Consider the following 13,989-nt stretch of genomic DNA (forward strand, 5'->3'; position numbering starts at 1 on the left):
CCGCGGCCGCGCGCGTCTTGAACGCGCGTTCGCCGGCGGCGGCCGGGGACGCCTTCTTCGGTCGGGCCGGCTTTTCCCCTGCGGGTGGCGCAGCGGGACGCACCGCCTTGCGGGCGACGAGGCTGCCGGAGCGGACAGGGGCGCGGGTCGGCGACGCCGGCTTCGGATTCTTGACGGTTAATTTGGTGCGCATAAACGCTGGAATTCATTCAGACTGCGATCGCACGCAGCAATTCGGTTTCAAGCTGGATCTGCAGGCGGTTGTCGGACAGGCCGGCACCTGCAAGCAGGAAGATGTCCTCGACGCGTTCGCCAAGCGTATTGATCCGCGCCGCGTGGACGCCGATCCGATGCTCGGCGAGTACGCGCGCGATCGAATAGAGAAGGCCCGGCCGGTCGTTGGCCGACACGGACAGGATGTAGTACTGGCCGCGCTCGTCGGCCCGCAGGTCGACGCGCGGCGTGATCGGAAACGTCCGGGACAGCCTCGACAGGCGGCCCTTGGACGGCTCCGGCAGCGGTGCGGTTTCGGTGAGCCGCGACGCGAGCTGTTGTTCGACGAGATTCGCGATGTCGCGGTACCGCACGTCACGTTCGGTCTGCGTGACGATGAAGTTGTCGAGCGCGTAGCCGTGCCGCGTCGTGCTGACACGCGCGTCGAGCACCGACAGCCCGTTGCGGTCGAAATACGCGCAGATGCCCGCGAACAGGTCGGGGCGGTCCTTCACGTACACGAGCACCTGCAGCGCGTCGCCGATCGGCGACGGCCGCGCACGGACGATCGCGGTTTCGGCGTTCACGTGCCGGTACAGCACGCGTGTCTGCCACGCGATGTCGGCCGCGTCGTGGCGCAGGAAGAAGCCGACGTCGAGCTGATCCCACAACGCGCGATGCGCGTCGTCGGGCACGGTCTCGAGGCGCAGCAGCGCGAGCGCCTGCTCCTGCCGCGATTTCAGCTCCGAATGCGCGTCGGGGTTGGCCCCGCCGAGCACCGCGAGCGTGATGCGGTACAGGTCCTCGAGCAGCTTGCCCTTCCACGTGTTCCACACCTTCGGGCTCGTGCCGCGGATGTCGGCGACGGTCAGCAGGTACAGCGCGGTGAGGTACCGTTCGTTGCCGACGACCTCGGCGAAGCGCTTGATGACTTCGGGGTCGCTCGTATCCTGCTTCTGCGCGACCTGGCTCATCGTCAGGTGATGCTGGACGAGCCACACGATCAGTGCCGCATCGTCGCCGGCGATACCGTGCTCGCGGCAGAAGCGCCGCGCATCGGCCATCCCGAGCGTCGAGTGGTCGCCGCCGCGGCCCTTCGCGATGTCGTGGAACAGCGCCGCGACATACAGCACCCACGGGCGCTCGAAGTTGCCGATCAGCTGGCTGCAGAACGGATATTCATGCGCATGCTCGGCCACTGCGAAGCGGCGGATGTTGCGCAACACCATCAGGATGTGCTGATCGACCGTGTACACGTGGTACAGGTCGTGCTGCATCTGGCCGACGATGCGGCGGAAATTCAGCAGGTAGCGGCCGAGCACGCTCGTCTGGTTCATCAGCCGGAACGCGTGCGTGATTCCTTCGGGTTGCTGAAGGATCCGCATGAACGTGTCGCGATTCTGAGGATCGCGGCGCCACGCGTTGTTCATGATCTCGCGCGAGTTGTACAGCGCGCGCAGCGTGCGGGCGGACAGGCCCTTCACGCCGCGGGTCGTTTCATACAGCAGGAACGCTTCGAGGATCGCGTCGGGGTGGCGTTCGAATACGCTGTCGTCGACGATCTCGAGCATGCCCTGCTTCTCGACGAAACGGTCGGGCGACAGCACGCGCGTAATGCCGCTCGTCGCGGGGAACAGCTGCGCCTCGATGTTCTGGATCAGGATCGTCGCGAGCTGCGTGACGGCCTTCGCGGCCCAGTAGTAGCGGCGCATCAGCTGTTCGCTCGCGCGCTTGGCCTGCGTCGGCTGGTAGCCGAAGCTCTCGGCGGCCTGCGTCTGCAGGTCGAACACGAGCATGTCCTGGCGGCGGCCGGCGATCACGTGCAGCCGCGCGCGCAGCGTCTTCAGGAAGCCTTCGTTGCGGCGCAGCTCGCGCGCTTCGCGATCGGTGATGAGGCCGCGCGTGTCGAGTTCGCGCCAACTGCTGCCGAAACCGGCCGCGCGCGCGATCCACAGGATCGTCTGGAGGTCGCGCAGCCCGCCGGGGCTTTCCTTCACGTTCGGCTCGAGACTGTACGGCGTGTCCTGGAACTTCGCGTGGCGCTGGCGCATCTCGAGCATCTTCGCGGTGAAGAACGCGCGGGCGTCGAGCGCCTCGTGGTAGCGCACCGTGAAGCGCTCGAACAACGCGGTGCTGCCGACGATGCGGCGCGCTTCGAGCAGCGAGGTCTGCACGGTGACGTCCTGCGACGCTTCCTCGATGCACTGCGCGACCGTGCGCACGCTGCTGCCGATCTCGAGGCCGAGATCCCACGCCATCCCGATGAAGCGCTCGATGCGCGCGTCGAGCGCCGGGTCGTGCGCATCGGGCAGCAGCACGAGGATGTCGACGTCGGAATAGGGCGCGAGCTCGCCGCGCCCGTAGCCGCCGACGGCGACGAGCGCGAGCGTCGCGGGCAGCCCGCATTCGTCCCACACGCGCTTCAGCGCTTCGTCGGTGAGTTTCGACAGCGCGTGCATCAGCGACGCGACGTTCGTCGCGCGGCGAAAGCGCTCGAGCATCTCCGTCTTGGCGGCCTTGAATTCGGCGCGCCGCGACAGCGCGTCGGGCGAGGGGGCAGCGTGAGCGCTCATGGGCGGCGGTTCAGGTGCGGGTGGGGCGGGCTGGCGCAACGGAGCTCAGACTGCGGCGGCCGGTTGCGCGAACACGGGGCGCGCCGGCGTGCCGGCCGACACGGTCAGCACCTCGTAGCCGGTTTCGGTGACGAGCACCGTGTGCTCCCACTGCGCCGACAGGCTGCGGTCGCGCGTCTTGACCGTCCACTGGTCGGGCATCGTGCGGATGTCGCGCTTGCCGGCGTTGATCATCGGCTCGATCGTGAAGATCATCCCGGCCTTCAGTTCGATGCCGGTGCCCGGGCGGCCGTAGTGGACGACCTGCGGATCCTCGTGGAACACCGTGCCGATGCCGTGGCCGCAGTACTCGCGCACGACGCTGTAGCCCTGCGCTTCCGCGTGCTTCTGGATCGCGTAGCCGATGTCGCCGAGGTGCGCGCCGGGCTTGACCTGGTCGATGCCGAGCCACATGCATTCGTAGGTGGTCTGCACGAGGCGCTTCGCGAGGATCGAGCCTTCGCCGACGATGAACATGCGGCTCGTGTCGCCGAAGTAGCCGTTCTTGATCACGGTGATGTCGATGTTCAGCGCGTCGCCGTTCTTGATCACCTTCTCGCCGGGAATACCGTGACAGATCACGTCGTTGACCGAGATGCAGGTGGCCTTCGGGTACGGCGGGTAGCCGGGCGGCTGGTAGTTCAGCGGCGCCGGGATCGTGCCCTGTTCGTTGAGCATGAACTCGTGGCAGAGGCGGTCGAGTTCGGCGGTCGTGATGCCCGCGACGACGTGCGGCGTGATGAAGTCGAGCACTTCGCTCGCGAGACGGCAGGCGACGCGCATCTCGGCGATGTCGTGTTCGTTTTTGAGCGTAATAGTCATCGAGGTATGCCTGGAATGCGGTGAATTGACGGATTATCGCACCTTCTGGCAGGCGTCGCAGCCCCTGCCGGCGGTGCGGGGGCGGGTTTTCGCGGATTGTCCGGCCGGCTGCCGCGCGGCAAGCGAAAGTGGGAGGCGACTTGAGAGCGGACAAATCGGCGTGCTATACTCTTTGGCTAAGTCGATATCCAAATGCCGAACTTGCCCCATCTTGGGGTGGCATTACGGTAAAAGGCTTACGGCACGGGCGTTTTGCACGTGTCGAATCGCAAGCCGGCGCAACCAGGGTGCCGGCCGCGCAGAATTCGCGCCCTTCGGGGCAGGTTCGCGCGGCGGTACGGCAGCCGGCTTAAGACCCAACCCTCGTGGAGAATTTACATGGCAGTCACGATGCGCCAAATGCTGGAAGCGGGTGTCCACTTCGGTCACCAGACGCGCTTCTGGAACCCGAAGATGGCTCCGTTCATTTTCGGTCACCGCAACAAGATTCACATCATCAACCTCGAAAAGACGCTGCCGATGTTCACGGACGCACAGAAGTACGTGCGCCAGCTGGCAGCGAACCGCGGCACGATCCTGTTCGTCGGCACGAAGCGCCAGTCGCGTGACACGATCGCCCAGGAAGCGCAGCGCGCAGGCATGCCGTTCGTCAACGCACGCTGGCTCGGCGGCATGATGACCAACTTCAAGACGCTGAAGGTTTCGATCAAGCGCCTGAAGGACATGGAAGCGGCAGTCGAGGCAGGCGAGCTCGAGAAGATGAGCAAGAAGGAAGCGCTGCTGTTCGAACGCGAAATCGCGAAGCTGCAGAAGTCGATCGGCGGCGTGAAGGACATGGGCGGCATTCCGGACGCAATCTTCGTCGTCGACGTCGGCTACCACAAGATTGCCGTCACGGAAGCGAACAAGCTGGGCGTGCCGGTCATCGCCGTGGTCGATACGAACCACTCGCCGGAAGGTGTGGATTACGTGATCCCGGGTAACGACGACTCGAGCAAGGCAGTCGCGCTGTACGCCGAAGGCGTGGCCGACGCGATCCTCGAAGGCCGTGCGAACGCGGTCAACGAAGTGGTCCAGGCTGCACGCGGCGACGACGAGTACGTCGAGGAAAACGCGTAACTGGCCCCGAGCCGGCGCAAAAAGGGGGCTCTCAACAGGCCCCCTTTTTTTAAGCTTGTGCGCCGGACCTGATCGCGCCGAATCGGCGCGGGTCCGGAAACGAATCTCGGCCGTTCGCGTCCAAGCGGGCGGCGTTGTGAATACAGACTCAAGGAGCGAATGATGGCGGCAATTACCGCAAGCATGGTGGCAGAACTGCGCGCAAAGACCGACGCACCGATGATGGAGTGCAAGAAGGCGCTGACGGAAGCCGACGGCGATCTGGCCAAGGCTGAAGAGCTGCTGCGCGTCAAGCTCGGCAACAAGGCGAGCAAGGCGGCATCGCGCGTGACGGCAGAAGGCGTCGTCGCATCGTTCGTCGGCGGCAACGCAGGCGCGCTGGTCGAACTGAACTGCGAGACCGACTTCGTCGCGAAGAACGACGACTTCCTCGCATTCTCGAAGACCGTTGCAGAACTCGTCGCGACGCAAAACCCGGCCGACGTGGCTGCGCTGTCGGCACTGCCGCTCGAAGGCTCGACGGTCGACGCGGTCCGTCTGGCACTGATCGGCAAGATCGGCGAGAACGTCTCGATCCGCCGTTTCGTCCGTTTCGAAACCGCAAACAAGATCGCAACGTACCTGCACGGCGCGCGTATCGGCGTGATCGTCGAGTACACGGGTGCGGAAGAGCAGGTCGGCAAGGACGTCGCGATGCACATCGCGGCAATGAAGCCGGTCGCGCTGTCGTCGGCTGACGTGCCGGCGGAACTGATCGAGACGGAACGCCGCGTGGCCGAGCAGAAGGCTGCGGAATCGGGCAAGCCGGCTGAAATCGTCGCGAAGATGGTCGACGGTAGCGTCCAGAAGTACCTGAAGGAAGTGTCGCTGCTGAACCAGACGTTCGTGAAGAACGACAAGCAGACGATCGAGCAGATGCTGAAGGCAGCGGATTCCACCGTGCAGAAGTTCGCGCTGTTCGTCGTCGGCGAAGGCATCGAGAAGCGTCAGGACGACTTCGCCGCCGAAGTGGCTGCGCAAGTCGCAGCAGCAAAGCAGCAGTAAGCCGTAAGCAGTCAGGCAGTATCCGCGGCGGGCGTCCGCTCCGCCGCGGTCGGCGCCGCCGCCGGCCGGCCGGGAAACCCGGTCCGACCGGCGGCGCTTGCCCGAATCAGTATTTCGCCCCTACAGTTCGTGGTTGTCATCCTCTCGTCGCTCGGAAGCCCCTATGTCCAATGCCTATAAACGCGTCCTCCTCAAACTCTCCGGCGAAGCGCTGATGGGCGACGATGCCTTCGGCATCAATCGCGCGACGATCGAACGGATGGTGGCCGATATCGCCGAAGTCGTGCGTCTCGGTACGCAGCTCGCGGTCGTGATCGGTGGCGGTAATATTTTCCGCGGTGTCGCGGGTGGCGCGGCCGGCATGGATCGCGCGACGGCAGACTACATGGGGATGCTCGCGACGATGATGAACGCGCTGGCGCTGCAGGACGCGATGCGCCACGCCGGCATCGAGGCGCGCGTGCAGTCCGCGCTGCGGATGGATCAGGTCGTCGAGCCGTACATCCGGCCCCGCGCGATCCGTCAGCTCGAGGAAGGCCGCGTCGTGATCTTCGCGGCCGGTACGGGCAACCCGTTCTTCACGACGGACACGGCTGCCGCGCTGCGCGGTTCGGAAGTGGGCGCCGAGGTCGTGTTGAAGGCGACCAAGGTCGATGGCGTATATTCTGCCGATCCGAAGAAGGATCCGTCGGCCACGCGTTACACGACGATCACTTTCGACGAGGCGATCAGCCGCAACCTGCAGGTGATGGACGCGACGGCCTTCGCGCTGTGCCGCGACCAGAAGCTGCCGATTCGCGTGTTTTCGATCAACAAGCCGGGCGCGCTCAAGCGCATCGTGCTGGGCGAGGACGAAGGTACGCTCGTCCACGTGTAAACTCCCGCGGATGCGGGCCATGGGCCGCGGCGCGCCGGATGCGCCGGGCAGGGCCCGCGTTCTTTGAAGGTTAGAAGGTTCGGAGGTTGAAATGAGTGTCGCTGATACCAAGAAGGGCGTCGAGCAAAAGATGCAGCGCTCGATCGAAGCGTTCAAGAACGATCTGGCAAAGATCCGTACGGGCCGTGCGCACACCGGTCTGCTCGATCACGTGCAGGTCGACTACTACGGGTCGATGGTGCCGATCTCGCAGGTCGCTAACCTGACGCTCGTCGATGCGCGCACGATCGGCGTGCAGCCGTGGGAAAAGAACATGGTCGCGAAGGTCGAGAAGGCCATTCGCGAAGCCGACCTGGGCCTGAACCCGGCCACCGCCGGCGACCTGATCCGCGTGCCGATGCCCGCGCTGACGGAAGAGCGCCGCCGCGAGCTGACCAAGGTCGTCAAGAGCGAAGGCGAAACGGCCAAGGTCGCGATCCGCAACCTGCGCCGCGACGCGAACGAAGCGCTCAAGAAGCTCGTGAAGGACAAGGAAATCTCGGAAGACGACGAGCGCCGTGCGAGCGACGACGTGCAGAAGCTGACCGACAAGCACGTTGCCGAAATCGACAAGCTCGTGCAGAGCAAGGAAGCCGAGATCATGACGGTCTGACGACCGTCCTCGCGCGCCGCCTTCTTCCCGCATTACTGTCTCAACGGCCATGACCTATACCAGCTCTACCGTTCGCGTGCCTGACGTCGGCGTCGTGCCGCGTCATATCGCGATCATCATGGACGGCAACGGCCGTTGGGCGACCGAACGCCGCTTGCCGCGCGTCGCGGGGCACACCCGCGGCGTCGATGCCGTGCGGGCGGTGGTCGAAGGCTGCGCGCGCGCCGGCGTCGAATACCTGACGCTGTTCGCGTTCAGTTCGGAGAACTGGCGCCGGCCGAACGACGAAGTGTCGTTCCTGATGCGGCTCTTCATCACCGCGCTCGAGCGCGAGGTCGGCAAGCTCCATGCGAACGGGATCCGCCTGCGAGTCGTCGGCGATCTCGACCGCTTCGAGCCGCGCATCCGCGAACTGATTCGCCGCGCCGAAACCAAGACGGCGCGCAATACCCGTCTTACGCTCACCATCGCGGCCAACTACGGCGGCCGGTGGGACATCCTGCAGGCGACGAAGAAGCTCGTCGAGCAGGCCGTGCGCGAGGGTCGCGAGGTCGAAGTGACCGAGGACGCGTTCGCGCCGCACCTGGCGATGGCCTATGCGCCGGAGCCCGATCTTTTCATCCGTACCGGTGGCGAGCAGCGCGTCAGCAACTTCCTGCTGTGGCAACTCGCGTACGCCGAATTCTATTTCACCGACAAATACTGGCCGGATTTCGACGGCGCGGCACTGGCCGACGCAATCGCGTCGTATACGGAGCGCGAGCGCCGTTTCGGTCGCACGAGCGCACAGCTCGAACCGCAATCGCAGAACGTCGACTCCCTTTCATGCTGAAAACCCGTGTGATCACGGCGATCGTGATGCTGGCGGTACTGCTGCCGGTGACGCTGTTTGCACCGCTCACCGTGTTCGGCGCGCTGATCGGCGTCGTGCTCGTGTTTGCCGCGTGGGAATGGGCGCGCCTGCTCAAGCTCGGCGGCGCCGGCCCGGTCGTCTATGCCGTCGTCGCGGCGCTTGCGCTCGCGGCAACGGCGCCGCTCGGCGTCGATGCGGCTTCGTCCCGTCCCCTTTTCATGGCAGCCGGCGTGTTCTGGCTGCTGGTCGGCCCGTTCGTGCTGCGGCGCAAGCCCGAGCTCGCGGGCGGCGTATGGCGGCCGTTCCTGCTCGCGGCCGGCCTCGTGGTCTTTGCGGCCTGCTGGCATGCGCTCGTCGCGGCGCGCGCGCAGGGCGTGCCGTTCGTGCTGTCGCTGCTTCTGGTCGTCTGGCTCGCCGATATCGGCGCATACTTCGCGGGCAAGGCCTTCGGAAAGCGTAAACTGGCCATCACGATCAGTCCCGGCAAGAGCTGGGAAGGCGCGATCGGCGGCTGGATCGCCGTGATGGTCGTCGCGGGTGTCGCGATGGCCGCGCATGCGTTCGAGCCGACCCTGTTTTCCGCATTCGCCGTGCGCTACGGGATGCCCGGCGCGTGGGCCGCACTGACGCTGCTGGTCGCGTACAGCGTGATCGGCGACCTGTTCGAGTCGCTGCTGAAGCGGCAGGCGGGCGTGAAGGATTCGAGCGGACTGCTGCCCGGCCATGGCGGCGTGCTCGACCGTGTCGACGCGCTGCTGCCGGTGCTGCCGCTCGCGATGCTGCTGCTTGGTTAAACCACTATTTCTGTTATGCAAAAACGTCTGACATTGCTCGGTTCCACGGGCTCGATCGGAGACAGCACGCTCGACGTGGTCGCGCGCCATCCCGAGCGCTTCTCGGTCTATGCGCTGACCGCACACCGCAACGGCGACAAGCTGGTCGAGCAATGCCTGCGCTTCGAGCCTGAAGTGGCGGTGGTCGGCGATGCCGCGACGGCCGCGCACGTCGACGCGAAACTGCGTGCGGCGGGCAGCAAGACGACCGTGCTGCACGGGCCGCAGGCGCTCGTCGACGTGTCGAAGAGCGACGGCTGCGACACGGTGGTCGCGGCGATCGTCGGCGCGGCCGGCCTCGCGCCGAGCCTCGCGGCCGCGCGCGCCGGCAAGCGCATCCTGCTCGCGAACAAGGAAGCGCTGGTGATGTCGGGCGCGATCTTCATGGACGCCGTGCGCGACCATGGCGCGATCCTGCTGCCGGTCGACAGCGAACACAACGCGATCTTCCAGTGCATGCCGCGCGATGCGGCCGAGCACGGCGGGATCTCGAAGATCATCCTGACCGCGTCCGGCGGCCCGTTCCGCACGCGCGAACCGGCCACGCTCGTCGACGTGACGCCGGACGAGGCGTGCAAGCACCCGAACTGGGTGATGGGCCGCAAGATCTCGGTCGATTCCGCGACGATGATGAACAAGGGCCTCGAAGTGATCGAGGCGCACTGGATCTTCGGGTTGCCGGGCGACCGGATCGAAGTGCTGATCCATCCGCAGAGCGTGATCCATTCGCTCGTGTCGTATCGCGACGGCTCGGTGCTCGCACAACTGGGCAACCCCGACATGCGCACGCCGATCGCGCACGCGCTCGCGTTCCCCGAGCGTGTCGATGCGGGCGTCGATCAGCTCGACCTCGCGCAGATCGCCCAGCTGTCGTTCGAGAAGCCCGATTACGCGCGCTTCCCGTGCCTCGCGCTCGCGCTGAAGGCGCTCGAGGAAGGCGGCATCGCGAGCGCCGCATTGAACGCGGCGAACGAGGTGGCGGTCGAAGCGTTTCTCGAACGCCGTATCGGCTTCATGGCGATTGCGGCGACGGTCGACGCCGTGCTCAACACGCTGCCGAACCGCGCGCCCGATGGGCTCGACGACGTCCTGGCGGCAGATGCCGAGGCACGCCGCCTTGCTGCCGAAATCATTGTGAAAGCGCCTGCGCCACGCGTGGAGCGTACTGTCTGAATGGGGTGCTCATGAACGTGCTGGTCGAACTGATCGCGTTTGCGGTGGCGATCGGGGTGCTGGTCGTCGTGCATGAGTACGGACATTATCGCGTCGCGCGCTGGTGCGGCGTGAAGGTGCTGCGTTTCTCGATCGGCTTCGGCCAGCCTGTCGCGCGCTGGGTCAGCCGCAGGACGGGCACCGAGTGGACGCTGTCCGCGCTGCCGCTGGGCGGCTACGTGAAGATGCTCGACGAGCGCGATCCCGGCCCCGGCATCCCGCCCGAGGAGCTCGGCCAGGCGTTCAACCGGCAGTCGGTCTACAAGCGCATCGCGATCGTCGCGGCTGGCCCAATTGCGAACTTCCTGTTGGCAATCGTGCTGTTTGCCGTCGTATTCGCCACCGGCGTAACCGAGCCGGCCGCGATCGTCGCACCGCCTGCCGCCGGCACGGTGGCGGCGCGCGCGGGCTTCGACGGCAGCGAGACGATCGTGTCGATCCGCAACGTGCGCGTAGGCGACGCGCAGGGCGGCGAGTCCGAGCCTGTGCGGTCTTGGTCGGACCTGCGCTGGAAGCTGCTGGCGGCCGCGTTCGATCACCGCGAGATCGTGCTCGGCGCACGCGACGGCAACACGACGTTCGATTTCCGCGTCGACCTCCGCAATGTTCCCGAAAGTCAGCTCGACGACGATTTCATGGCCCATCTGGGCTTCGAAACCGGCGGCGGCACGCTGTCGGTCGCGTCGGTGCAGCCCGGCAGCGCGGCGGAGCAGGCGGGCCTGAAGTCCGGCGACAAGCTGGTCGCGCTCGACGGCAAGCCGATCGGCGGCGCATCGCGCTTCATCGATTTCGTGAAACACCATGCGGGCAAGCCGCTCGACCTGCAGATCGAGCGCAATGGCGCCGCGCAGACGGTGTCGATCGTGCCGCAGATGCAGCGCGACGACGAATCGGGGCAGCAGGTCGGCCGTATCGGCGCGGCGCTGTCGATGCATACGCCGTCCGTCGACGTGCGTTACGGGCCGATCGACAGCGTGCGCCTCGGCGCGCACCGCACGTGGGACATCTCCGTGTATTCGCTCCGGATGTTCGGGCGCATGATCACGGGCAACGCGTCGCTGAAGAACCTGTCCGGCCCCGTGACGATCGCCGACTACGCGGGCAAGAGTGCGCGGCTCGGTCCGTCGGCGTTCCTGTCGTTCCTCGCCCTTGTCAGCATTAGCCTTGGCGTCCTGAACTTGTTGCCGATTCCCGTTTTGGACGGGGGGCATCTGTTATATTATGCGGTTGAAGCCGCGACCGGGAAAGCCGTCTCGGAGCGCTGGCAGCTGATTCTGCAAAGAGCCGGGTTGATCTGCATCGTCGCATTGTCGGCGATCGCGCTGTTCAACGATCTGGCTCGGTTAATCCATTTCTGAAGCGTCAGGCGGCCGCCGCTGGGTAGCCGCCTGATTTGATGCAGCTAAATATTGGGGATGCATGTTGTTCAAACCTCATCGCTTTGTACCTAAGACAGTTGCAGCGGCCGCGCTCGCCGCGCACGGCCTCGCGGCGCATGCAGCGGCACCGTTCGTGGTGCAAGACATCAAGATCGAGGGGCTGCAGCGCGTCGAAGCGGGTTCGGTGTTCGCCTACCTGCCGATCAAGCAGGGCGATACCTTCACGGACGACAAGGCATCCGAAGCAATCCGCGCACTGTATGCGACGGGCTTCTTCAACGACGTACGCATCGCCACGCAGGGCAACGTCGTGATCGTGCAGGTGCAGGAGCGTCCGGCCATCGCGTCGATCGACTTCACCGGCACGAAGGAATTCGACAAGGACAACCTGACGAAGGCGCTGCGCGCAGTCGGTCTCGCCGACGGCCGCTACTACGACAAGGCGCTCGTCGACAAGGCGGAGCAGGAGCTCAAGCGCCAGTACCTCACGCGCGGCTTCTACGCGGCAGAGGTCAAGACGACGGTCACGCCGGTCGACGCGAACCGCGTGTCGATCCTGTTCGCGGTGGCCGAAGGCCCGAGCGCGAAGATCCGCCAGATCAACTTCATCGGCAACAAGGCATTCAGCACCAGCACGCTGCGCGACGAGATGCAGCTGTCGACGCCGAACTGGTTCTCCTGGTACACGAAGAACGACCTGTACTCGAAGGAAAAGCTCACCGGCGACCTCGAAGCGGTGCGTTCGTACTACCTGAACCGCGGCTACCTCGAGTTCAACATCGAATCGACCCAGGTGTCGATCTCGCCCGACAAGAAGGACATGTACCTGACGGTCACGCTGCACGAAGGCGAGCCGTACACGGTGTCGGGCATCAAGCTGTCGGGCAACCTGCTCGATCGCGAAGCCGAACTCAACAAGCTGATCAAGATCAAGCCGGGCGACCGCTTCTCGGCAGAAAAGCTGCAGCAGACCACCAAGTCGATCGTCGACAAGCTCGGTGAATACGGCTACGCATTCGCGACCGTCAACGCGCAGCCGGACATCGACCAGGCGAACCACAAGGTGAACCTGAACCTCGTCGTCGATCCGAGCCGCCGCGTGTACGTGCGCCGCATCAACGTCGTCGGCAACACGCGCACGCGCGACGAAGTGGTGCGCCGCGAAATGCGCCAGCTCGAAAGCTCGTGGTTCGATTCGAACCGCCTCGCGCTGTCGAAGGATCGCGTGAACCGTCTCGGCTACTTCACCAACGTCGACGTGACGACGGTGCCGGTCGACGGCACGAACGACCAGGTCGACGTGAACGTGAAGGTCGACGAAAAGCCGACCGGCGCGATCACGCTGGGCGCCGGCTTCTCGTCGACGGACAAGGTCGTGCTGTCGGCGGGCGTGTCGCAGGACAACGTGTTCGGTTCGGGTACCAGCCTGTCGGTGAACGTCAACACCGCGAAGAGCTACCGCACGCTCACCGTCACGCAGGTCGACCCGTACTTCACGGTCGACGGCATCAAGCGGATCACGGACGTCTACTACCGCACGTACCAGCCGCTCTACTATTCGACGAGCTCGAGCTTCCGGATCATCAGCGCGGGCGGCAACCTGAAGTTCGGCATTCCGTTCTCGGAAGTCGACACCGTCTACTTCGGCGCCGGCTTCGAGCAGAACCGTCTCGACGTCGATTCGAACACGCCGCAGAGCTACCAGGATTACGTGAACCAGTTCGGCCGCGTGTCGAACACGGTGCCGCTGACGGTGGCCTGGTCGCGCGACGCGCGTGACAGCGCGCTGATTCCGAGCCGCGGCTACTTCACGCAGGCGAACATGGAGTACGGCGTACCGGTCGGCAAGATCCAGTACTACAAGGCCGACCTGCAGGCCCAGTACTACTATTCGTTCTCGCGCGGCTTCATCCTGGGCCTGAACCTGCAAGGCGGCTACGGTAACGGTATCGGCAACCCGTACCCGATCTTCAAGAACTACTACGCGGGCGGTATCGGCTCCGTGCGTGGCTACGAGCCGAGCTCGCTGGGCCCGCGCGATACGAAGACGAACGACCCGATCGGCGGTTCGAAGATGGTGGTCGGCAACATCGAACTGACGTTCCCGCTGCCGGGCACGGGCTACGACCGCACGCTGCGCGTGTTCACGTTCCTCGACGGCGGCAACGTGTGGGGCAACGCGCCGGGCGGCACGAGTACGGGCGCCAACGGCCTGCGTTACGGCTACGGTGTGGGTCTCGCGTGGATCTCGCCGATCGGCCCGCTGAAGCTGAGCCTCGGCTTCCCGCTGCAGAAGCACGAAGGCGACCAGTACCAGAAATTCCAGTTCCAGATCGGGACGGCGTTCTGATCGAACGCATGACAACAGCAACG

General features: G+C 65.4%; 11 protein-coding genes and 1 pseudogene. 9 read left to right on the forward strand and 3 right to left on the reverse strand.

From position 1 onward, the window contains the following. From G3N64_RS29230 to map, 3 genes and pseudogenes are all read right to left on the reverse strand, one after another. Positions 1 to 193: pseudogene (locus G3N64_RS29230) on the reverse strand (pseudouridine synthase); the annotation flags it as partial. Positions 194 to 209: 16 nt separating this feature from the next. Beyond that, positions 210 to 2,786 (reverse strand): [protein-PII] uridylyltransferase, encoded by a 2,577-nt coding sequence (locus G3N64_RS29235; RefSeq protein WP_205787167.1) that lies wholly within the window; start codon positions 2,784 to 2,786, stop codon positions 210 to 212. A 45-nt stretch (positions 2,787 to 2,831) separates the two neighbouring features. Continuing rightward, complete coding sequence (gene map, locus G3N64_RS29240; protein ID WP_205787169.1) at positions 2,832 to 3,647, reverse strand: type I methionyl aminopeptidase; 816 nt, start codon at positions 3,645 to 3,647, stop codon at positions 2,832 to 2,834. Positions 3,648 to 4,025: 378 nt separating this feature from the next. Here map and rpsB point away from each other — a divergent pair, with 378 nt between their 5' ends. The 9 genes from rpsB (at position 4,026) to bamA (ending at position 13,966) form a co-directional block, all read left to right on the forward strand. Continuing rightward, positions 4,026 to 4,766, forward strand: a complete 741-nt coding sequence (gene rpsB / locus G3N64_RS29245) for a 30S ribosomal protein S2 (RefSeq protein WP_006752149.1) — start codon at positions 4,026 to 4,028, stop codon at positions 4,764 to 4,766. Between the two features lie 162 nt (positions 4,767 to 4,928). Continuing rightward, a complete protein-coding gene (gene tsf, locus G3N64_RS29250; RefSeq protein WP_014896733.1) occupies positions 4,929 to 5,810 on the forward strand; it encodes a translation elongation factor Ts in 882 nt (293 codons plus the stop codon). 163 nt (positions 5,811 to 5,973) lie between these two features. Beyond that, on the forward strand, positions 5,974 to 6,687 hold the full coding sequence (gene pyrH, locus G3N64_RS29255) for a UMP kinase (protein WP_011352459.1): 714 nt from the start codon (positions 5,974 to 5,976) through the stop codon (positions 6,685 to 6,687). 91 nt (positions 6,688 to 6,778) lie between these two features. Beyond that, positions 6,779 to 7,339 carry a ribosome recycling factor gene (gene frr / locus G3N64_RS29260; protein WP_039342717.1) on the forward strand — a complete coding sequence of 187 codons (561 nt, stop codon included), beginning with the start codon at positions 6,779 to 6,781 and terminating at the stop codon, positions 7,337 to 7,339. Between the two features lie 49 nt (positions 7,340 to 7,388). Then, the gene (gene uppS, locus G3N64_RS29265) at positions 7,389 to 8,171 is read left to right on the forward strand and encodes a polyprenyl diphosphate synthase (RefSeq protein ID WP_205787170.1); all 783 of its coding nucleotides are present in this window, start codon (positions 7,389 to 7,391) and stop codon (positions 8,169 to 8,171) included. Continuing rightward, the gene (locus G3N64_RS29270; RefSeq protein ID WP_205787172.1) at positions 8,165 to 8,986 is read left to right on the forward strand and encodes a phosphatidate cytidylyltransferase; all 822 of its coding nucleotides are present in this window, start codon (positions 8,165 to 8,167) and stop codon (positions 8,984 to 8,986) included. Before uppS ends, G3N64_RS29270 begins: the two co-directional genes overlap by 7 nt. A 15-nt stretch (positions 8,987 to 9,001) precedes the next feature. After that, positions 9,002 to 10,198: a 1-deoxy-D-xylulose-5-phosphate reductoisomerase gene (locus G3N64_RS29275; protein ID WP_205787174.1), complete on the forward strand. Its 1,197-nt coding sequence runs from the start codon at positions 9,002 to 9,004 to the stop codon at positions 10,196 to 10,198. 11 nt (positions 10,199 to 10,209) lie between these two features. After that, on the forward strand, positions 10,210 to 11,595 hold the full coding sequence (gene rseP, locus G3N64_RS29280; protein ID WP_205787176.1) for an RIP metalloprotease RseP: 1,386 nt from the start codon (positions 10,210 to 10,212) through the stop codon (positions 11,593 to 11,595). A gap of 61 nt (positions 11,596 to 11,656) precedes the next feature. Further along, positions 11,657 to 13,966: an outer membrane protein assembly factor BamA gene (gene bamA, locus G3N64_RS29285; protein ID WP_205787178.1), complete on the forward strand. Its 2,310-nt coding sequence runs from the start codon at positions 11,657 to 11,659 to the stop codon at positions 13,964 to 13,966. The last annotated feature ends 23 nt before the right edge of the window (positions 13,967 to 13,989 follow it).

The organism is Burkholderia sp. Ac-20344 (genome assembly GCF_017104975.1).
Classification (GTDB): Bacteria; Pseudomonadota; Gammaproteobacteria; order Burkholderiales; family Burkholderiaceae; genus Burkholderia.